The organism is Comamonas serinivorans, assembly GCF_002158865.1.
GTDB lineage: Bacteria > Pseudomonadota > Gammaproteobacteria > Burkholderiales > Burkholderiaceae_C > Comamonas_E > Comamonas_E serinivorans.
In genome coordinates this window covers 1,057,879-1,079,119 of sequence record NZ_CP021455.1, presented here as the reverse complement: position 1 = coordinate 1,079,119, position 21,241 = coordinate 1,057,879, and the positions used below count along the sequence as shown (strand labels likewise).

The following is a 21,241-nucleotide window of genomic DNA, read 5'->3' as shown; positions in this document are numbered from 1 at the left end:
CCTCCATGACATGCCCGAACGCACAGCATGCCGACCGCACTGCTGCCGCGGCGGCATCGCCCCCCGACGCCTTGCAGCACGCAGAAGCCCAGATCCGTGACCTGATCGAGGCCCGTCGATTGGCCTGGAATGCCCAGGATGTGGCCGGCTACAGCCGGCTGCTCGCGGTCGAGGCCGAGCTGACCAGCGCCACAGGCAAGACCGCCCAGGGCCGGGACGAGATCCTGCGCCTCTACCTGGCGCAGCGGCAGGGCGTCTACCGCACGGCCGCCATCACCGCCACCGTGGTGCAGCGCATCCGCTTCGTCACCGACGAGGTGGCGGTGGCCGAGGCCTCGTTCGCGATGACGGGGGTGCACACCGCCGCAGGCGTGCTGCCGCTGGTGGAGGGCCTTAACAGCTACCTGCTGGTCCGCCGGGCGGGCAGCTGGGTCATCTGGTCCATGCGCGCCCTGCCGACGACTGCCATCGGCCCGTGACGGCGGATCGACCGCAGCGCATGGGCTGAGGCGGCCAGTTTCCCGTTCCACGGCCCCTCAGCCCAGCGTCCCCGGCTTGTGGCCTGCGTTGCGTCGACGCGAACGCCCGTCAAAGGTCCTGATGTCATGCCATACCTCGCGGTTCAGGCGATGCCGCGGCCGCGTCGGTGATGCCGCCACGCTTGACCCAGGCTGGCGGCCACAGGGCATAGGCTGGAGCCCAACTTGCTCACGCATGTCGGCCACGCACAGGGGCAACCGGCATCTCGCGATCAAGGCAGTATGCACCCCTCGCCGTTACCCTGAACACGGCAATCGATGCATACCCCCATTCAACGCCTCAACCCACCCACTTGCGGGCGTTCTGCCAGATGCGCATCCAGGGGCTGCGGGCGCTCGGGTCGCCGGCCGTCCAGCTCATCTGCACGTTGCGGAACACGCGCTCGGGGTGCGGCATCATGGCCGTGAAGCGGCCGTCGGCCGTGGTCACCGCCGTCAGGCCGCCGGGGCTGCCGTTGGGGTTCAGCGGGTAGGCCTCGGTGGGCTGGCCCTGGTGGTCCACGTAGCGCATGGCGGCCAGGCCGCCGGCGTCGATCTGCGCCGCGTTGCCGCGCTGCGAGAAGTTGGCAAAGCCCTCGCCGTGGGCCACGGCGATTGGCAGCTGCGTGCCGGCCATGCCGGCGAAGAACAGGCTGGGTGACGCCAGCACCTCGACCTGCGACAGGCGGGCCTCGAAACGCTCGCTCTGGTTGGTGGTGAAGCGCGGCCAGTGCTCGGCACCGGGAATGATCTCGGCCAGCTCGGCAAACATCTGGCAGCCGTTGCACACGCCCAGGCCAAAGGTGTCACCGCGGCCGAAGAAGGCCTTGAACTGGTCGGCCAGCTGCGCGTTGAAGGTGATGGAGCGCGCCCAGCCGATGCCCGCGCCCAGCGTGTCGCCATAGCTGAAGCCGCCGCAGGCCACCAGGCCCTGGTACGACGCCAGGTTGACGCGGCCGGTCTGCAGGTCGGTCATGTGCACGTCCACGGCCTGGAAGCCGGCTTCGTGGAAGGCGTAGGCCATTTCGACGTGCGAGTTCACGCCCTGCTCGCGCAGCACGGCCACCTTGGGCCGCACGCCGGTGGCGATGAAGGGCGCCGCCACGTCCTCGGCCAGGTTGAAGCTGGGCTTGAACTGCAGGCCAGGGTCGCCCGGCTCGCCCACGCTGGCGTGTTCCTGATCGGCGCAGGCCGGGTTGTCGCGCTCACGCGCGATCTGCCAGCTCACGGTGTCCCAGACCTGCATGAGGTCGTGCAGCTTGGCCGAGAACACCTCTTTGGTGTCGCGCCAGACGGCCAGCTCGCCCTTGTTCTTGTCGATGGTGGCGTTGGCCGGCCGCGTGGTGCCCACGAAGTGGCTGAAGGCCGACAACCCGTGCGCGCGCAGCGTCTGCATGACCTGGTTGCGCGTGGCCGTGGGCACCTGGATCAGCACGCCCAGCTCTTCGGCGAACAGCGCCTTGAGCGTCAGCTCCTCGCGCCGCGCGCTGACCTGCTGCGCCCAGTTCTTGGCATCGCCATATTCGGCGCGGCTGTCGTGGATGCCGTCGCTCTCGGTCACCAGCATGTCGATGTTCAGCGCCACGCCGACCTGGCCCGCAAAGGCCATTTCGGCGGCGGCGGCCAGCAGGCCACCGTCGCTGCGGTCGTGGTAGGCCAGGATCTGGCCTTGCGCGCGCAGCTCGTTGATGGCGGCGACGAGCTTGACCAGGTCCTGGGCGTTGTCCAGGTCGGGCACGCCGTCGGCCTCGGGACAGCCGGACTGGCCCAGCGTCTGTGCGAACACCGAGCCCGCCAGCCGGTGCTGGCCACGGCCCAGGTCGATCAGCACCAGCGTGGTCTCGCCATCGCGGGCCAGCTGCGGCGTCAGCGTGCCGCGCACGTCACCCACGCTGGCGAACGCGGTCGCGATCAGGCTGACCGGTGACGTCACCTTCCTGGGCTGGCCGTCGGCGCCGGTCCATTGCGTGCGCATGGACAGGCTGTCCTTGCCCACGGGGATGGACACGCCCAGCTGCGGGCACAGCTCCATGCCCACGGCCTGCACGGTGGCGTACAGCGCGGCGTCCTCGCCGGGCTCGCCACAGGCGGCCATCCAGTTGGCCGACAGCTTGACGCGCGGCAGCTCGATGGGCGCGGCCAGCAGGTTGGTGATGGCCTCGGCCACGGCCATGCGGCCCGACGCCGGCGCATCGAGCGCGGCCAGCGGCGTGCGCTCGCCCATGCTCATGGCCTCGCCCGCAAAGCCGGCGAAGTCGGCCAGCGTCACGGCGCAATCGGCCACCGGCACCTGCCAGGGGCCCACCATCTGGTCGCGGTGCGTCAGGCCGCCCACGGCGCGATCGCCAATGGTGATGAGGAAGCGCTTGCTGGCCACCGTGGGGTGCGACAGCACGGCGATCACCGCGTCCTGCAGCTTCACGTCGTCGAGCTTGAGCGGCGTGAAGCGGCGCTGCACGGTCGCCACGTCGCGGTGCATCTTGGGGGGTTTACCCAGCAACACGTCCATGGGCACGTCGACAGGCTGCGGTACTGCTGCTTGGTCAGCCGAATCGACCAGCTTGAGTTCGCGTGCCTCGGTGGCCTGACCGATGACGGCAAAGGGGCAGCGCTCGCGCGCGCAGATCGCTTCGAACAGCGGCAGCGATTCGGGCGCGATCGCCAGCACATAGCGTTCCTGGCTTTCGTTGCTCCAGATCTCCTTGGGGGCCAGGCCGGATTCCTCGAGCGGCACGGCGCGCAGGTCGAAGGTGGCGCCCCGGCCGGCGTCGTTGGTCAGCTCGGGGAAGGCGTTGGACAGGCCGCCCGCGCCCACGTCATGGATGGCCAGGATGGGGTTGGCGTCGGCCATGGCCTGGCAGGCGGTGATGACCTCTTGCGCACGGCGCTCGATCTCGGGGTTGCCGCGCTGCACCGAATCGAAATCGAGGTGCGCCGCATTGGCACCGCTGGCCAGCGACGAGGCCGCACCGCCGCCCATGCCGATGCGCATGCCGGGGCCGCCCAGCTGGATCAGCAGCGCGCCGGGGCCGAACTCGATCTTCTTCGTCAGGCGCGCGTCGATGTGGCCCAGGCCGCCCGCGATCATGATGGGCTTGTGGTAGCCGCGCACGACGGCGTCGTCACCCGCGCCCACCGGCAGCTCGTACTCGCGGAAGTAGCCCAGCAGGTTGGGCCGGCCGAATTCGTTGTTGAACGCGGCCCCGCCCAGCGGGCCCTCGGTCATGATCTGCAGCGCACTGGCGAGGTGATCGGGCTTGCCGATGTCGGCCTCGGTGGGCCACAGCTTGGACACGGTGAACCCCGTCAGCCCGGCCTTGGGACGCGAGCCGCGGCCGGTCGCGCCTTCGTCGCGGATCTCACCGCCCGCGCCGGTCGAGGCCCCCGGGAACGGCGAGATCGCCGTCGGGTGGTTGTGCGTCTCGACCTTCATCAGCACGTGGCGCAGCTCGCTGGCCTTCTGGTAGCTGGCCTCGCCCGTGGCACCGGCGGCCACCGGCGTCTTGGCGTCGAACACCTCCACCGTGTGGCCTTCCATCACCGAGGCGTTGTCGGCATAGGCGATGACGGTGTGCTGCGGGCTTTGCTGCTCGGTGTGGCGGATCATGCCGAACAGGCTCTTGTCCTGCGCCACGCCGTCGATGGTGAACTGCGCGTTGAAGATCTTGTGGCGGCAGTGCTCCGAGTTCGCCTGCGCGAACATCATGAGCTCCACGTCGGTGGGGTTGCGACCCAGCTTGGTGAAGTTGGTCACCAGGTAGTCGATCTCGTCGGCGGCCAGCGCCAGGCCCCACTCGGTGTTGGCGCGCTCCAGCGCGGCCTGGCCGCCGCCCAGCACATCAACCTGCTGCATGGGCTCGGCCACCAACTCGGTGAACAGCGCCTCGGCCGCCTGCACGCTGGGCAGCACGCTTTCCGTCATGCGGTCGTGCAGCAAGGCGGCGACCTGCGCCAGCTGGTCCTCGCCCAGTTGCGCGGCCTTGCCCAGCAAGCCGGTCTTCAGGCCCAGCACGTAGCGCGTCACGCGCTCCACGCGCTGCACCGGCAGCCCGCAGTTGCGCGCGATGTCGGTCGCTTTCGAAGCCCAGGGCGACACCGTGCCCAAGCGCGGCGCCACCACCAGCTCGGCGCTGGCCTTCTGCCCCTCCGGCACGGCATGGGCCGGGCCGTAGGTCAGCAGCGCCTGCACCTGCTGCAGCTGCTCGGCCGAAGGCGCGCCGGCAAAGCGCACCAGGTGCTCAAAACGGGCCGACAGCCCCGTGATGGTCGGCGCAATCGCCTGCAGCTTGGGCAGCAGTTGCTGGATGCGGAACGCGCTCAGGGCGTTGCCGCCCGCGAAGTGGTGAATGGTGTTGGACACGGTGGGCCGTCGGTTGGGCGGCGTGGGCCGGGCGCACACCGCTGTTCACAGGTCTGGGGTTGTCAGCTGCCTCCCAACTGGCCATTCATGTGGACTATGCCGCGCCTGCCGTCTGAAATTCAACGACACACACCGGATACTGCCCACACATCATGCTGCGCGGCAAGTCAGCCAATTGGGGTAAGCCCGTATTTTAAGCGGGGCAGGCCGTCCCCGACCCCGCGCCCGCACAATGGGCGCGAAACAGACTTCAGGGAGGGCCGCGTGGGCAGCCACAACGATCCGATCAACCGGCTCTACGCGGCCTATGCCGACAGGGCCCGCTTTCAGGCCTTGCTGGCCCAGACGCACCAACAGGTCGTCAGCTGGCGTTGGGCAACGGCGTCGATGAGCTTTGACGCGCCATTCGCACGCGAGCTGTATGGCGGCCCCGCGCCGCGCTGGCTGGCCGATGACCAGGCCAGGCCGGCCGAGCACGTGCACCATGGGCTGGATGCGCAAGGCCGCATCGTGTTGGAGCTGGAAGGTCAGCGGCGCGAACAGGTGCTGCTGCACGAAGCGGGACACTGCACGACCATCGGCTGGTACGGCCACGGCATCGACAACGTGCGCCTGAACCGCTACGCCGGCGGGCGCCTGGTGGCCGACCACCTCCACGCGGGCCAACGCGGCATGGACACCGAGCACGTCTGGGATGCCGAGGGGCGGCAGCTGTTGCGCAGCGTGAGCCGCAACTGGCGCGACGGCGAGCCCACGTGGTCCAACCAGTACGCCTACGGCTACGACGCCGACGGCAGGCTCTCGCGCATCGACCTGCAATACCTCGATGTGCATGGCCAGCCCAAGCCCGGCCACGACCGCCTGATGTACCTGCGCCTGCCCAAGGGCGACACCCTGAAGACCGTGGAGGCCCGCGTTCAGGCCTTGCTGCTACAGGCCCTGCCGGCCGCGCTCGGGCGCATCCCGCGCGATGTGCCGCTCTATGCGCTGTTCCTCTGCTTCACCCACGAGGACGTGCCAGCCGCCTGGCCGCCGTTCCTGGTCTGGGGCACCGAGTCCTACCGCCAGCGGATCGTGGCAGCTGGCGAGGACGTCCCCCATGACCTGTGGGCGCCCGACGAGATTCGCGGCGATGGGGCGGACCACGAACTGTGGTTCGACGGCCCCGAGCACCAGGCCCTGCGCGAAGCCTGCCTGCTGCACAGCCAGCTGATGGGCATGCGGCACAGCGATGCGTCGGCCATGCGCGTGCTCAAAGCCGTGGTGCCCGAGTTGGAAGTCCTGGCCCGGCAGACCGGCCTGCTTTTGACGGCGGACTTTGTCACGCTGATGGCCGACAACACGGGCGACATCGATCCACTGAAGGCCTTGAAGGCCAGGCTGACGCCCGAGCGCTGGGCGCAGCTGGCATCCCGCGGTTGGGTCTGACCGGGCTGAGTCACCGCAGGTGAATGCATCCACACCCGGACATGAGCCGCAGCAGCGACGCGGGCCTTGAATGGCCCGCCCGCTGCACGCCCCACAGGTCGGCCAGCGCTTGGACGGTGCCAAAGCCGGCGCCGACGAAACCTAAAATACCCGCCTTCGCCCCTCCCCGCTCAGCCCGCCGCGCCAGCGCACCAGATTCCATGTCGGACCAGCCCGCCCCGCAACCCAAACCCCGCGCCCCGCGCAAGCCCACCCGCAACGAACGCTACGTGGTCGCACGCGGCAACGTCGCCTACCTGAAGGTCGTCGGCAAGGCGCCCGAGTGGCAGCTGCTGACGGCCACGGCCAGCGACAGCCAACCCGGCTTTCCGGCCTGCGCCGACCAGGCGCGTCTGATGGCCGCGGCCCTGAAGATCGGCGACGTCATCCAGACCCAGCCCACGCTGGAGCACGACGCGCAGCGCCACCAGCAGGTCAACATCTGCTCCATCGTCGACCACCTGAACAACGACGCGCATTTCCAGCAGGAGATCGCCGACCTGTTCATGCGCTTTTTCGAGCTGTACGACCACGAGCCGTCGCACCTGCCTGGAGACGCCGCCGATGCAGGCAGCGTGTACCAGGTGCTGGCCTGCGATGGCCAGGACACCCAGGCCGACTACGTGGACGGGCACTGGCTGCGCCACACCGGCGCGGCGCAGCCGGCCTGATCCCACCCCACGGCTCATCGCCACTGGCGGCACCCTGGCTTCAGGCGGGTGGGTCTTCGAGCTGCCTCTGCATCAGGCGCCAGGCCCGCCACGGCAGCGCTTGGCGCGGCCACGCAGGGACGCCCGCAGACGGTTTGCGCCGGCCTTGCGCGGCGCGCTCGCACCCGCGCAAGGCCACCTCGGCCGACGGTGTCATTGGCAGCAGCGGATAATTGCACCATGAGCATCGTGATCAAAGACGCGGCGGGCATCGCCGCCATGCGTGAGGCCTGCCGCATTGCGTCAGAAGTGCTGGATGCCCTCACCCCCCACGTTCAGCCCGGCATCACCACGGCCGAGCTGGACCGCATCTGCGCCGAGGAAATGGCCAAGCGCGGGTCGGTGTCGGCCACGCTGGGCTACCAGCCACCGGGCTACCCGCCCTATCCCGGCAACATGTGCACTTCGCTGAACCACGTGGTCTGCCACGGCATCCCGAACGACAAGCCACTCAAGAAGGGCGACATCCTGAACATGGACGTCACCGTCATCAAGGACGGCTGGTACGGCGACAACAGCCGCATGTTCCTCGTCGGCGAGTGCTCCATCGCGGCCAAGCGCCTGTGCCAGCTGACGTTCGAAGCCATGTGGATCGGCATCGAGCAGGTGCGCCCGGGCGGCCGCTTCGGCGACATCGGCCACGCGATCCAGACCTTTGCGGAGCAACACAACCTGTCGGTGGTGCGCGAGTTCTGCGGCCACGGCGTGGGCCAGAAATTCCACGAAGAGCCGCAGGTGCTGCACTACGGCCGGCGCGGCACCCTCGAAGAAATGAAGCCCGGCATGATCTTCACCATCGAGCCCATGCTGAACCTGGGCCGGCGCGAGGTGAAGGAGCTGAACGACGGCTGGACCATCGTCACCCGCGACCGGTCGCTCTCGGCCCAATGGGAGCATTCGGTGCTGGTGACCGAGACCGGCTACGAGGTGCTGACCCTGTCGGCCGGCAGCCCCGCCACACCCGACTTCGTGGGCCAGCGCCCAAGCCCTGCCCAGGCCTGATCGCCAGAGCCCGCGGCACTTCCCACGCCGCGGCGCCTTCCGGGCTGTCGTAGCCCATGCGCAGCGAGGTGGCGTGGGGCATGTCCATGCAGCCCGGGCCCGTGGTGGCGGTGTGCTCGCCGCCCAGGTCGTGCGGCATGCGCGGGTGACCAGCAGCGCCCAAGGGCTCCCCGCTCACCGCCGATCTGATCGGCATTCACCCCGATCAAGTGGGTATGCCTTGATGGCCGTTGGTGCTTGAACGGCAGTTTCACCATACCCACCTGACTTGCCTGGGAGGGTTCATGGGCCACGCGGGCCTGCCTCGACGAGACAGATGTCCGCTTCGAACTGCAGCGCATCCGCGAGCCAGATGCGTGCGGCAACTGCTCCTCCCGCGCGGCAAGACACAGGCCGAGCGCCGGCGCGCCACCCTACCCGTTCGCCATCGGCAAGCAGACACACGGCCACGGCGCCCGCCCCACGCCCCTGGCCACACCCGCTCACCCAGGTCACGCCCCGCCATTGCCGGGCCGCAGCGCCCCTCACGCGCCCTGCTGCCCAACTGCCCGGGCACCGCGCACCATGCACCGACATGGGGCGAATCGAGCCTTGACAGAGGTGAAGTATCTTGCAAGGCTTCAGGCATGGCGAACGCTGGCTACGGCATACTCAATTAGAATTCACCTTACCTGAGCGCTCACCCCCACCGGACATGGCTTCTTCTTCTGGCCCTGCTGCCCCTCCCGCGGTCTCGCCCCCGCCGCCGCCCCAGGCGCGCGAACAGTACCTGAGCCGCAAGCAAGCCCTGTTCGAGCAGGTGCTCAAGGCCGGCGCCAGCACGCGCGGCCTGCAAGCCAGCCTGCAGGCCCTCAGCGGCCTGACCGACGATGCGCTGCGCCAGCTCTGGCACTGGGCCGATCTGCCTGGCAACTGGACCTTGCTGGCCGTGGGCGGCTTTGGACGCGGCGAGCTGTTCCCGCATTCCGACGTGGACGTGCTGATCCTGCTGCCCGACGACGTGGACCACCCCGATGCGGCGCAGCAGGCCCAGCTCGAGCACTTCATCTCGGGCTGCTGGGACACGGGGCTGGAGATCGGCTCCAGCGTGCGCACGGTGGCGCAATGCGTGAGCCTGGCGAACGAGGATCTGACCATCCAGACCGCGATGCTGGAAGCGCGCCTGATCGTCGGCAACCCGGCGCTGTTCGAGGCCTTCACGCACGGGGTGCGCGGCGCCACCGACCCTGCGGCCTTTTTCGTCGCCAAGGTGCTGGAGATGCGCCAGCGCCACCAGAAGTACGAGGACACGCCCTACGCGCTGGAGCCCAACGTGAAGGAGTCGCCCGGCGGCCTGCGCGACCTCCAGGTCATCCGCTGGGTGGCGGGCGCCGCCGGCCTGGGCGACAGCTGGGAAGCCCTGGCCGCGAACGGCGTCGCCACCGTGCGCGAGTCCACGCTGCTGCAGCGCCACGAACGCCTGCTGGGCCTGATCCGGGCGCGCCTGCACCTGCTGGCCAAACGCCGCGAAGACCGCCTGGTATTCGACATGCAGACGCCGCTGGCCGAAACCTTCGGCTACGCCAACAGCTTCAATGCCGAGGGCCGCCTGGCCCTGCGCGCCAGCGAAACGCTGATGCGGCGTTACTACTGGAGCGCCAAGGCCGTGGCGCAGCTCAACCAGATCCTGCTGCAGGGCATTGAAGAGCGCCTGCGCGTGGCCAAGGGCCTGCCCGAGCCTCAGCCCAACCCGATCAACGCACGCTTCGTCGAACGCGCGGGCCTGCTCGACCTGGTCGACGACGAGCTGTACCAGCGCGACCCGCACGCCATCCTGGACACCTTCCTCACCTTCGAGCAAGCCGTGGGCGTCAGCGGCCTGTCGGCGCGCGTGCTGCGGGCGCTGTTCAACGCGCGCACGCAGATGAACAGCGCATTCCGCTGCGACCCGGTCAACCGCGCCACCTTCCTGGCCATCCTGCAGCAGCCGCAGGGCATCACGCACGCCATGCGGCTGATGAACCAGACCTCGGTGCTGGGCCGCTACCTGTGGGTATTCCGCCGCATCGTCGGCCAGATGCAGCACGACCTGTTCCACGTCTACACGGTGGACCAGCACATCCTCATGGTGCTGCGCAACATGCGGCGCTTCTTCATGGCCGAGCACGCGCACGAGTACCCGTTCTGCTCGCAGCTGGCGGCGGGCTGGGACAAGCCCTGGCTGCTGTACACGGCGGCGCTGTTCCACGACATCGCCAAGGGCCGCGGCGGCGACCACTCCGAGCTCGGCGCCATGGAGGTGCGGCGCTTCTGCCGCGCGCATGGCGTGGCCGAAGCCGACACCGAGTTGCTGGAGTTCCTGGTGCGCGAGCACCTGACCATGAGCCAGACCGCGCAGAAGCAGGACCTGAGCGACCCCGAGGTCATCACCACCTTTGCCGAGCGCGTGGGCAACGAGCGGCGCCTGACGGCGCTGTACCTGCTCACCGTGGCCGACATCCGCGGCACCAGCCCCAAGGTCTGGAATGCCTGGCGCGGCAAGCTGCTCGAGGACCTCTACCGCGCCACAGCCCGCGTGCTGGGCGGCAACGTGCCCGACGCCAGCGCGCTGGTCGAGGCCACCAAGCGCGAAGCCCTGGTGCTGCTGGCGCGCGGCTCACAGCCCCATCAGGCCGAGCGCGCGTTGTGGAGCACGCTGGACGTGAGCTACTTCATGCGCCACGACCCGGGCGAGATCGCCTGGCACACGCGGCAGATTTCGCGCTACCTGAACCACCAGCCCGACCCCCAGGATGCAGCGACCCGCGTGCTGGTGCGCGCCCGCCTGTCCCCCATCGGCGAGGGCCTGCAGGTGCTGCTGTACACGCCTGACCGCATTGACCTGTTTGCGCGCGCCTGCGGGTACTTCGACCGCTCCAGCCTGTCCATCGTGGATGCGCGCATCTACACCACGCGCGATGGCCACGCGCTGGACACCTTCCAGGTCATCACCGAAGAGCAGCCCGAGCACTACCGCGAACTCATCAACCTGGTGGAAAATGGCCTGGCCAAGGCCTTGTCCACCCCGGCGCTGCCCGAGCCGCGCACGGGCCGGGTTTCGCGCCGCGTGCGCTCGTTTCCCATCCTGCCGCGGCTGGACCTGCGCCCCGACGAGAAGGCCCAGCGCTGGCTGCTCACCGTGTCGGCCAGCGACCGCGTGGGCTTGCTGTATGCGATTGCGCGCGTGTTCGCGAGCTATGGCATCAACGTGCAACTGGCCAAGATCCTGACGCTGGGCGAGCGCGCCGAAGACAGCTTCCTCATCGAAGGCGCGGCGCTGCAGGACAGCCGCACGCAGCTCGCGCTGGAGCGCGACCTGCTGAAGGTGCTGGGGCAGCCCTGAGGCCAACGCAGGCGATTCACGGCCGCCTCAGCTTGATGTTGAATGGAGTATCTGCCAGTTACCGTTCATTCATGAACGGTAACTGGCAGATACTCCATCTTCAACATCAACGGCCGCATGAAGACCGCGCCAGGCCCCCAGCCACTCACCCGCGCCCAACCTCGCCCTGCAGCCAGGCCCTGAACGCCTGCAAGGGCGGATGCCGCAGGCGGTGGGCCGCGCAGGCCAGGTGGTAGGCGCCCACGCTCTCGCAGATCGCAGGCACCGCCGCCACCAGGTCGCCGCGGTCCAGCTCGGGCTGAAACAGGAACCGCGGCAGCAAGGCCACCCCCAGCCCGGCCATGGCGGCCTGCGTCACCACGGCAAACTGATCGATCACCATGCCGCCCGCAGGCTGGGCCGCCACACCGTACAACGCCAGCCACTGGCGCCAAGCATCAGGCCGCGACGCCAGATGCAGCAGCGGCACGCGCTGCAGATCAGCCGGTTGCTGCACGCCGTGTTTGGCCAGGAACGCCGGACTGCAGGCCGGCACCACCTCTTCCGTCAGCAGGAAGTCGAGCTCGGCCCCTGGCCAGTCCGCCTCGCCGTAGTGGATCGCGGCGTCGATCTGGCCGTGATCGGGGTGCAGCTGGCGAAAGTCGAACGGCGCCAGGCGCGTGACCAGGTGCAGGGTCACGCCCGGATGCGCCTCGAGGAAACGCGGCAGGCGCGGCGCCAGCCAGCGCGTGCCAAAGGTGGGCAAGATGGCCAGGGTGAGGCTGCCGCCCTGCGGGTTGGCCCGAAACCCCAGGCTGGCGCCAGCCAGCAGCCGCAGGGCCTCGCGCACCTCGTGCGCGTAGCGCTCGCCTTCGGGCGACAGGCGAACGGTCTGGCGCTCGCGGATGAACAGCGCCACGCCCAGGAAATCCTCCAGGGCCTTGATCTGGCGGCTGACCGCGCTTTGCGTGAGGTGCAACTCGTGCGCGGCCGCCGTGAACCGCCCCAGGCGGGCACAGGCCTCGAACGCACACAGCAAGCTCATGGGCGGCAGATAGGGTCTCAAGCTGGTCACGCGGGCAATCCTGGGTCATGCGGGTTCGGAACCATACCAAGAAGACAAACCGCCCCGTTCGAGGCCGAGATGAGCTGCCAGCGCGAGAACGAGACCCCGAGCTGCTCGCCGTTGTCGACCTACCGATCACCACGGTGACGCGCCAGCACATTGCCCGGGTCATTCCCACTGCGCATGACATGGGTCCGAAATGTCGTTTGCGCCTGACCCGTGCCACTTCGACAATCCCCGGCATGCCCCATGCGCCGCCGTTCGTCTGCGGCTGCGTGCGAGAAGAACCTCCTCTGCCCATCACCATGACCGCCGCATTCGTTTCCCCCGACGCCATCCGCAGCCTGTTTTCCCAGGCCATGTCCGACATGTACCGGACCGAAGTGCCCCAGTACGGCACCCTGCTGAACCTGGTGGCGGACATCAACCAGCACACCCTGGCGCACAACCCCGCGCTGCGCGAGGCCCTGGCCCAAGCTGGCGACATGGACCGCATCGACGTCGAGCGCCATGGCGCGATCCGGCTGGGTACGGCGCACGAGCTGGCCACCCTCAGCCGCCTGTTCCGCGTCATGGGCATGCAGCCCGTGAGCTACTACGACCTGTCGGTCGCCGGCGTGCCGGTGCACGCCACCGCCTTCCGGCCCGTGGACGACGAGGCCCTGCGCATCAACCCCTTCCGCGTCTTCACCTCGCTGCTGCGGCTCGAGCTGATCGACGACCCGGCACTGCGCGAGCAGGCGCGGCAGATCCTGGCCCGGCGCGCGATCTTCACCGACGAGGTACTGGCCTTGCTGCACCAGTGCGAGCGCGACGGCGGCCTGGACGCCGACCACGCGGCCCGGTTCGTGGCCGCCCTGCTGCCCACCTTCCGCTGGCACCCCACGGCCACGGTGGATGCCGCCACCTACCGCCAGCTGCTGAACGCCCACCGCCTGGTGGCCGACGTGGTGTGCTTCCGCGGGCCGCACATCAACCACCTGACCCCGCGCACGCTGGACATCGACGCCGCGCAGGCCGAGATGCCGCGCCGGGGCATCGAGGCCAAGGCGGTGGTGGAGGGCCCACCCCGCCGGCGCTGCCCCATCCTGCTGCGCCAGACCAGCTTCAAGGCCTTGCAAGAAGTCATCGCGTTTCCCCAGGCATCGGGCACCGGCACGCACGCGGACACGCACACGGCCCGCTTCGGCGAAATCGAGCAACGCGGCGTCGCCCTGACCCGCAAGGGCCGCGCGCTGTACGACCAGCTGCTGGCCCAGGTCCGCAACATCGACGGGGCCGGCAGCACGGCCCACGACTACGCCGAACGGCTGACGGCCGCCTTCCAGGCCTTCCCCGACGACGCCCCCAGCCTGCATGCGCAAGGCCTGGCCTTTTACCGCTACACCGTCCTCGACCCCGCCGCCTTCTCGCGACACGCGCATGCGGCAGATGACCTCGATCTGCCTGCGCTGCTGCGGGCAAACGTCGTCGGCCTGCAACCCATCGTCTACGAGGATTTTTTGCCCGTCAGCGCCGCCGGCATCTTCCAGTCCAACCTGGGCGGACAGGAAGCGCGGAGCTACGCCGCGCAATCGGCCCAGCTCGCCTTCGAGCAAGCGCTGGGCCGCCCCGTGCTGGACGAATTCGAGATCTACGCCGGCATGCAGCAGCGCTCGCTGCAGGCACTGCAGGCGCAGTTCGCACACGGCAAGACCGTGGCAGCCTGACGGCGACGGGCGCCTGGCACCGGCGTTCAGGTGGCGCAGTATCTGCCGATTCCCGTTTCACGAGAAACGACAAGGGCCGGATACTGCACGCCTCCTGCAGGGTACAACGCATCTGCCCGATGCCCACCCACATTCGCCGGTGTGCCAGCGCTTGGACCCCGCGAACTCCGACGGCGGGTGGGAAGCGCTGAAGGCGGACGAGGCGAAACGATTCACCCAGGAGCTGTTGCTCAACGAGCTCTTGAGCGCCTCGGCGGCACCGCGCTGGTTGCACCAGGCATCTATAACGGATGGCATGAGGAGCTGGCCACGGCCCGCCGTGAGGTCAACATCCGGGGAAACGCCTGCAGCGGTCATCGATGTGGCGTTCGACCGAGGCGCGGGTCTGACCGCGCCACGCGTGGCCAGACTGACGACGCGCTCAGGGCCCACACAAACGCGGTGTTCAGGCCAGAAAAAAAGCACCGGCTGCTTGCGCAACCGGTGCTTTTCAAATGTGGCTCCCCGACCTGGGCTCGAACCAGGGACCTGCGGATTAACAGTCCGTCGCTCTACCGACTGAGCTATCGGGGAAGAAGCTAGCAGTATAGCAGGTTTTGCAGCCCGGTCACGGTCTGTGCGGCGCCCTGAACGCGCTGCCCGCCAAAGTCCACCGTTGAAAAGCCCCGTTCGACAGAACGCCGGTTGCGGCTCCCGCGTTCGGCTGCCACAGGGCTACGACGCAAGAGTTTGGTCCAACCGATGACCCAGGCACAGCCGTGTCCTGCGCAGCCGCCACAGCCGCCTGGCAACTCTGGAGCCCAACCTACCCGCACGGCAGATGTCGGGCAGGTGCCGCAGCGGATGTTGGACATTCGACTACAGCCACCGTCATCCGGCGGCCGTATCCTGTCCCGCGAGGGCTGCACGGCCCTTCACCACCAGGGAGGCCACTTCAAATTGGAGGAACGATGAACGAAACCGGTGTGACGATCTGGACAGTGGGCGCCCTTGCTGGACTGGTTGCCGCAACGTCTTGCGTGCGTGGCGTGAAGTCGTGGGTGTATCGAATCGGCGGATGGGTGACGGCATTCCTGGCCTGCATCCTTGGCTCCATGTTTGTCGCCTTGGGCGTCGGCGCCGAGCCGATACCCTATGAATGGCGGTCGATGCTGTTGTCGGTCTTCATCGGCGTGATGTGCTGGGGCCCGGTGCTCTACTTCATCTGGCTGCGGGCCCAGCCCCGAGCGACGCGCACCTGGCGCGAACAGTTCAGCTGAAGCCGAGCGCTGAACCGACGAGCCCGCGCTGGCGGGCTTTTTGGTGCTCGCGCCCGCAGGCCGAGATGGGCAACAGCGCTGGAGCCAACGCCGAGCCGCCCGCACGTCCCAAGAAAAAAGCCGCAACCATGAACATGGATGCGGCTTTTCGGGCCCAAAGGGCTTGTATGTGGCTCCCCGACCTGGGCTCGAACCAGGGACCTGCGGATTAACAGTCCGTCGCTCTACCGACTGAGCTATCAGGGAACAGAAGCTGGCAGTGTAGCACGTTTTCAGCCTGCTTTGCAGCGGACGCGGTGTCTTTTCGCTGAGCAACCGTCCAAACAACGGACCGCAAGCCGCGCGTCAGGCAACCCGGCACAAGCGCTTCACCCCTACACTCGCCTCCCATGTCCAGCGTGCCGAACTCGCCCTTTCTCCTCGCCAAAGCCAACCACTGGCGCGAACGACTCGCACGCTTCAACGACCGGTTTTCGGTGCTGGCCCCCATCCTGTCGGTGGCCTTGTTCCTGCTCGCCATCACGGCCGCCCTGTGGTACTTGCACAGCGAGGAGCTGGCGCGCGAACGCGATTCGCTCAAGCGCAACGTAGAGTACGCCCAACAACGCGTTCGCCTGCGCCTGCTTGAGCGCCAGGAGGTGCTGATGCGGCTGGCCCGCACCATCTCCAACGACGACAGCGACGCCAGCCTGTTCCAGCCGCGCGCCGAAAGCGTGCTGGCGCAAAGCCCGGACCTGGCTTCGCTGACGTGGATCGACGACGGGCGCGCCATCGTGGCGGCCGCCGCCGCGCCCTTGCTGCCCAATTCGCTGCAGCGCCGCCCCGGCGAACAGTTGTCGCCCGGCGACACCGAAAGCGGCTTTGCCTTGACGCGGGACCTGATGCAGCCGGTCTACGTGCAGCCGGCCGCCAATGCCTTGGGCCGCGACGCCATGCTGGAGCTGTACCTGCCGCTGTCGGACAGCAACGGCTTTGCGGGCGTGCTGCTGGCTGAGTTCTCGCTCGACGGCCTGATCCGCCACGCCATCCCGAACGAAGTGAGCGCGCGCTACGCCATCGCGCTGCTGGACGCCAACCAGCAGGTGCTGGCCGGCCAGAGCATCCCGGAGCGCAACAGCGCCGGGCAGTTGCTGCCCTGGACCAACGGCCTCGAGGAATACCAGGTGCCCGTGTCGCCGGTCGGCAACGGGCTGCTGCTGCGTGCCCAGGCCTGGCGCGTGTCGCCCGGCCTGTTGGGCAACATGCTGTTCTGGCTGGTGGCCGCACTGAGCCTGCTCGCCGCCTGGACCCTGATCGCCAACTGGCGTCACCTGCGGCGGCGCCAGCAGGCCCAGGCCCTGCTGCAGGCCGAGATCACCTTTCGCCAGGCCATGGAGAACTCCATGGCCACCGGCATGCGCGCGCTCGACCTGCAGGGCCGCATCATTTACGTGAACCCGGCCTTCTGCCAGATGACGGGCTGGAGCGAATCCGAGCTGGTGGGCACCACGGCGCCCTTCCCTTACTGGCCCGACGACGACCGGGCCGACCTGAACCTGTACCTGCAGGACGAGCTGGGCGGCAACGCCACCCACATGGGCCACCAGATGCGCGTCAAGCGCAAGGACGGCACGCTGTTCGACGCCCGCCTCTACGTCACGCCGCTGGTCGACACCACCGGCAAGCAATCGGGCTGGATGGCGGCCATGACGGACATCACCGAACCCAACCGCATCCGGCGCCAGCTCTCGGCCGCGCAAGAGCGGTTCACCACCGTGCTGCAGGCGCTGGACGCCTCGGTGTCGGTGGCGCCACTGGGCAGCACCGAGCTGCTGTTTGCCAACCGCCTGTACCGGCAATGGTTTGGCGACGACACGCGCGGCCACCTGACCCTGGTCGAGCGGGGTGCGACCCTGGGGACGCAGTATTCGGACGACTCGCTCGACACCGTGGACGGCTTTGCCGGCCTGCCCACCGACTCCCTGGCCGACAGCGTGGGCGATCAGGCCGAGCTGTACGTGCCCAACCTCGACAAGTGGCTGGAGATCCGCTCGCGCTACCTCAACTGGGTGGACGGCCGCATCGCGCAGATGGTGATCGCCACCGACATCACGGCGCGCAAGCACGCCGAAGACCTGGCGGCCTCGCAGGCCGAGCGGGCGCAGACCGCCAGCCGCCTCATCACCATGGGCGAGATGGCCTCCAGCGTGGCCCACGAGCTCAACCAGCCGCTCACCGCCATCTCCAACTACTGCAGCGGCATGCTCAGCCGCATCGAGTCCGGCCAGATCAGCACCGAAGACCTGCAGACCGCCTTGCAGAAAACGGCCAAACAGGCCCAACGCGCGGGCCAGATCATCCAGCGCATCCGCGCCTTCGTGAAACGCAGCGAGCCCAACCGCAGCTGGTGCAACGTGCACGAGCTGGTCGAGGAAGCGCTGGAGCTGGTCGAGATCGAAGCACGCCGCCGCCGCGTGCAACTCACGCGCTACGTGCAGCCGCACCTGCCCCCCATCCACGTCGACCCCATCCTGATCGAGCAGGTGCTGATCAACCTGATGAAGAACGCCGCCGAGTCCGTCGATGCCGCGGCACGCCCCCTGGGCAAGCGCAAGGTCGACCTGAACGTGACCCGCGCCAGCATCGAAGGCCAGGACTGCGTGCGCTTTCAGATCACCGACACCGGCAGCGGCTTGCCGCCCGAGGTCCTCGAGCGCCTGTTCGAAGCCTTCTTCAGCACCAAGCAGGAAGGCATGGGCATCGGCCTGAACCTGTGCCGCTCCATCGTCGAATCGCATCATGGCCGGATCCAGGCCCAGAACCTCTACAATGATTCGTTGCCCGAGGGCTGCCGGTTCACCTTCTGGATTCCCATTTAGAGGACGCACACGCGCAGCGCGTGTGCCGCACAGCCACCTGTGACGCGCATCCCCGAGGCCCTGCTGTAAATACCTCGACAAGGAGACGCATGAATTTGCCTGACAAAAAGGGAACCGTTTACGTGGTCGATGACGACGAGGCCGTGCGCGATTCGCTGCAATGGCTGCTCGAAGGCAAAGGCTACCGCGTGCACTGCTACGACTCGGCCGAATCCTTCCTCGCCCGTTTCGACGTGCGCGACGTCGGTTGCCTGCTGGTCGACATCCGCATGGACGGCATGAGCGGCCTGGAGCTGCAGGACCAGCTGATCGAGCGCTCGTCTCCCCTGCCCATCGTGTTCATCACCGGCCACGGCGACGTGCCCATGGCCGTGGACACCATGAAAAAAGGCGCCATGGACTTCATCCAGAAGCCCTTCGACGAAGCCCAGCTGCTGGCCCTGGTCGAGCGCATGCAGGCCGAGGCCGTGGGCAAGTTTGCCCAGCAGCAAAGCGCCGCCACGCGCGAGGCCTTGATGGCCAAGCTCACAGGCCGCGAATCGCAAGTGCTCGAGCGCATCGTGGCCGGCCGCCTCAACAAGCAGATCGCCGACGACCTCGGCATCAGCATCAAGACCGTGGAAGCGCACCGCGCCAACATCATGGAAAAGCTGGGCGCGAACACCGTGGCCGACCTGCTCAAGATTGCCCTGGGAGCCTCTGCGCCAGCCAAGGCCTGACCGTTTCGGTTGACAGGTCCGCCGGCACCCAGCCCGTCACCCTCGTCAACAATACCCACAGTATGCGCCGATTGCCGTTGAATCCTCAACGCCAATTGGCGCATACTGCTTCATACCACCACCCACCTTCGCCATGACAGCCCAACTCATCGACGGCAACGCGCTGGCCCAGACAACGCGCGAACAGATCGCCTCCCAAACCGAGATCCTCAAGGCCCACGGCATCACCCCCGGCCTGGCCGTGGTCCTCGTCGGCGACAACCCGGCCAGCCAGGTCTACGTGCGCAACAAGGTCAAGGCCTGCGAGGCCGTGGGCTTCCATTCGGTGCTCGAGAAATACGATGCCAGCATGACCGAGGCCGAGCTGCTGGCCCGCGTCGAGGCGCTGAACAACGACCCCGCCATCCACGGCATCCTGGTGCAGCTGCCGCTGCCCGAGCACATCGACGACCACCAGGTGATCGAGACCATCTCGCCCGCCAAGGACGTGGACGGTTTCCACGTCGCCAGCGCCGGCGCGCTGATGGTCGGCGAAGTCGGCTTCAAGGCCTGCACGCCCTACGGCTGCATGAAGATGCTCGAGTCCATCGGCCTGAAAGACCTGCGCGGCAAGCACGCGGTCGTCATCGGCCGCTCCAACATCGTGGGCAAGCCCATGGCCATGATGCTGCTGGCGGCCAACGCCACCGTCACCATCTGCCACAGCGGCACAGCCGACCTGGCCGCGATGACGCGCCAGGCCGACATCGTGGTCGCTGCCGTGGGCAAGCGCAACGTGCTGACGGCCGACATGGTCAAGCCCGGTGCCGTGGTCATCGACGTGGGCATGAACCGCAACGACGAGGGCAAGCTCTGCGGCGACGTGGACTTCGAGGGCGTGAAACAGGTGGCCGGCTACATCACCCCCGTGCCCGGCGGTGTCGGCCCCATGACCATCACCATGCTGCTGCAGAACACGCTGGAAGCTGCCCAGCGCCAGCTGGTCGCCTGACACATTTTAGGCAGTATGAGGCCATTTCCGTTTATTCATGAACGGAAATCACTTCATACTGCCCTATGAATTCAACGAGCCGTGTGGGCGCGCAAGCTGCGCGCCACCTGCACGACCTGGGCGGGTACCGAGCGGTGAATCGGTCCAGCTCCAGCGTGACCGGCGCCTTGCTGGTGTGCCCAGGATGTCAACACCAGCAACCTGCGCGCGCCAGCAGCGCTGCGACGCGGCCAGATGCGCAGGCCGCGCTGCACCGGGTCAATGGGGTGCCTCGGCCAAGCACCCGGCGTTCCCTGATCTCGTCGACAAGCGGCTCTCAGCAAGCTTGGCGGCCGGCGTTGGCGCATCGCCCCGTCCCACGGCACTGCGCGATGCCGAAGGCCCGCCAGATCAGATGCCCCCGCCGATCCAGTCCCCCTCACCACGACAGGGCCTCAGCGGTCCAGGCGCCCCCCGCCAAAGCGCGGGCTGCGCTTGTCGATGAAGGCCGACACGCCTTCTCGCCCATCGGCCGAACCGGCGCAACGCAACAAGGCGGCCCGCTCGTGGTCCAGGTGGGTGCGCAAGTCGTGCTGGCCTGCGGCGTCGCACAGCTGCTTGATGCCGCCCAGCGAGCCCGTGGCGCCGGCCGCCAGGCGCTCGGCGAGCGCGGTGGCCGCGGGCAGCAGGGCCTCGGGGGCATGCAGCTCATCGATCAGGCCCCAGCGCAAGCACGCCTCGGCCGGAATCGGCCGGTTGGTCATCAGCACGTACTTGGCGCGCGCCGCGCTGCTGCGCCGCGCCAGGAAGTAGGACGCGCCCAGGTCGGGACTGAGCCCGATGGCCGAGTACCCGCCGCGCACGAACATGGCGCTGGAGGCCAGCACCAGGTCGGCACACAGGGCCACCGCGATGCCGGCCCCGCCGATGGGCCCCTGCACCGCGCTGATCACGGGCAGCGGCAAGGTGGCCAGCTGGTGGATGGCCGGGTGAACGACGTCGAGGATGCCGGCCACCAGCTGGTCGAGCCGGTCCCGGTTGGCCACGAATTCGCGGATGTCGCCCCCGGCGCAGAACTGCGGGCCCGTGGCCGACAACAGCACGGCACCGATGTCGGCCTGGCTGGCCTGGGTGATGGCCGCGGCAAACTGGCGCGCCAGCGGCGTGGACAGGGCGTTGGCCCCGGCCGGGTGGTCCAGCACGATGTGGCCGACGCCGGCCCGCACGTCCCAGTGCACGGTGCCTGAAGTGCGGTCGCCCATG

13 protein-coding genes and 2 tRNA genes are annotated in these 21,241 nt (G+C 68.3%); 10 read left to right on the top strand and 5 right to left on the bottom strand.

Going from position 1 to position 21,241, the window contains the following annotated elements; all coding sequences use genetic code 11:
* Positions 1 to 5: 5 nt before the first annotated feature.
* Complete coding sequence (locus tag CCO03_RS04525) at positions 6 to 479, top strand: YybH family protein (RefSeq protein ID WP_087277791.1); 474 nt, start codon at positions 6 to 8, stop codon at positions 477 to 479.
* A 340-nt stretch (positions 480 to 819) separates the two neighbouring features.
* Here CCO03_RS04525 and purL read toward each other — a convergent pair whose 3' ends face one another.
* Positions 820 to 4,878: a phosphoribosylformylglycinamidine synthase gene (gene purL / locus CCO03_RS04520; RefSeq protein WP_087284169.1), complete on the bottom strand. Its 4,059-nt coding sequence runs from the start codon at positions 4,876 to 4,878 to the stop codon at positions 820 to 822.
* A 264-nt stretch (positions 4,879 to 5,142) separates the two neighbouring features.
* Between purL and CCO03_RS04515 the strand changes: the two genes are divergently transcribed.
* The 4 genes from CCO03_RS04515 to CCO03_RS04500 all read left to right on the top strand — a co-directional run bounded on the left by CCO03_RS04515 (position 5,143) and on the right by CCO03_RS04500 (position 11,418).
* Entirely contained in the window at positions 5,143 to 6,306 is a 1,164-nt protein-coding gene (locus CCO03_RS04515) for a hypothetical protein (protein ID WP_205690361.1), read from the top strand.
* A gap of 200 nt (positions 6,307 to 6,506) precedes the next feature.
* Positions 6,507 to 7,016 carry a hypothetical protein gene (locus tag CCO03_RS04510; protein WP_087277788.1) on the top strand — a complete coding sequence of 170 codons (510 nt, stop codon included), beginning with the start codon at positions 6,507 to 6,509 and terminating at the stop codon, positions 7,014 to 7,016.
* 219 nt (positions 7,017 to 7,235) lie between these two features.
* On the top strand, positions 7,236 to 8,057 hold the full coding sequence (gene map, locus CCO03_RS04505) for a type I methionyl aminopeptidase (protein WP_087277784.1): 822 nt from the start codon (positions 7,236 to 7,238) through the stop codon (positions 8,055 to 8,057).
* A 694-nt stretch (positions 8,058 to 8,751) separates the two neighbouring features.
* Complete coding sequence (locus tag CCO03_RS04500; protein WP_087277781.1) at positions 8,752 to 11,418, top strand: [protein-PII] uridylyltransferase; 2,667 nt, start codon at positions 8,752 to 8,754, stop codon at positions 11,416 to 11,418.
* A 145-nt stretch (positions 11,419 to 11,563) separates the two neighbouring features.
* On the opposite strand, the gene CCO03_RS04495 is transcribed toward CCO03_RS04500, so the two are convergent.
* Positions 11,564 to 12,442, bottom strand: coding sequence for a LysR family transcriptional regulator (locus CCO03_RS04495; RefSeq protein WP_418236048.1), 879 nt, complete (start codon positions 12,440 to 12,442; stop codon positions 11,564 to 11,566).
* 326 nt (positions 12,443 to 12,768) lie between these two features.
* Between CCO03_RS04495 and hglS the strand changes: the two genes are divergently transcribed.
* Positions 12,769 to 14,172 carry a 2-oxoadipate dioxygenase/decarboxylase HglS gene (gene hglS, locus CCO03_RS04490; RefSeq protein ID WP_087277774.1) on the top strand — a complete coding sequence of 468 codons (1,404 nt, stop codon included), beginning with the start codon at positions 12,769 to 12,771 and terminating at the stop codon, positions 14,170 to 14,172.
* 497 nt (positions 14,173 to 14,669) lie between these two features.
* Here hglS and CCO03_RS04485 read toward each other — a convergent pair.
* A tRNA-Asn gene (locus CCO03_RS04485) sits at positions 14,670 to 14,745 on the bottom strand.
* A gap of 377 nt (positions 14,746 to 15,122) precedes the next feature.
* On the opposite strand from CCO03_RS04485, the gene CCO03_RS04480 reads away from it, so the two are divergent.
* Positions 15,123 to 15,431, top strand: coding sequence for a hypothetical protein (locus tag CCO03_RS04480; protein ID WP_087277771.1), 309 nt, complete (start codon positions 15,123 to 15,125; stop codon positions 15,429 to 15,431).
* A gap of 170 nt (positions 15,432 to 15,601) precedes the next feature.
* Here the strand turns inward: CCO03_RS04480 and CCO03_RS04475 are convergent.
* A tRNA-Asn gene (locus CCO03_RS04475) sits at positions 15,602 to 15,677 on the bottom strand.
* 143 nt (positions 15,678 to 15,820) lie between these two features.
* Between CCO03_RS04475 and CCO03_RS04470 the strand changes: the two genes are divergently transcribed.
* From CCO03_RS04470 to folD, 3 genes are all read left to right on the top strand, one after another.
* Complete coding sequence (locus CCO03_RS04470) at positions 15,821 to 18,289, top strand: PAS domain-containing sensor histidine kinase (protein WP_087277768.1); 2,469 nt, start codon at positions 15,821 to 15,823, stop codon at positions 18,287 to 18,289.
* An 89-nt stretch (positions 18,290 to 18,378) separates the two neighbouring features.
* Positions 18,379 to 19,008: a response regulator transcription factor gene (locus CCO03_RS04465; RefSeq protein WP_087277765.1), complete on the top strand. Its 630-nt coding sequence runs from the start codon at positions 18,379 to 18,381 to the stop codon at positions 19,006 to 19,008.
* Positions 19,009 to 19,141: 133 nt separating this feature from the next.
* Positions 19,142 to 19,999 carry a bifunctional methylenetetrahydrofolate dehydrogenase/methenyltetrahydrofolate cyclohydrolase FolD gene (gene folD / locus CCO03_RS04460; protein ID WP_087277763.1) on the top strand — a complete coding sequence of 286 codons (858 nt, stop codon included), beginning with the start codon at positions 19,142 to 19,144 and terminating at the stop codon, positions 19,997 to 19,999.
* Positions 20,000 to 20,433: 434 nt separating this feature from the next.
* On the opposite strand, the gene CCO03_RS04455 is transcribed toward folD, so the two are convergent.
* Positions 20,434 to 21,240, bottom strand: coding sequence for an enoyl-CoA hydratase/isomerase family protein (locus tag CCO03_RS04455; protein WP_087277760.1), 807 nt, complete (start codon positions 21,238 to 21,240; stop codon positions 20,434 to 20,436).
* Position 21,241: the final 1 nt, after the last annotated feature.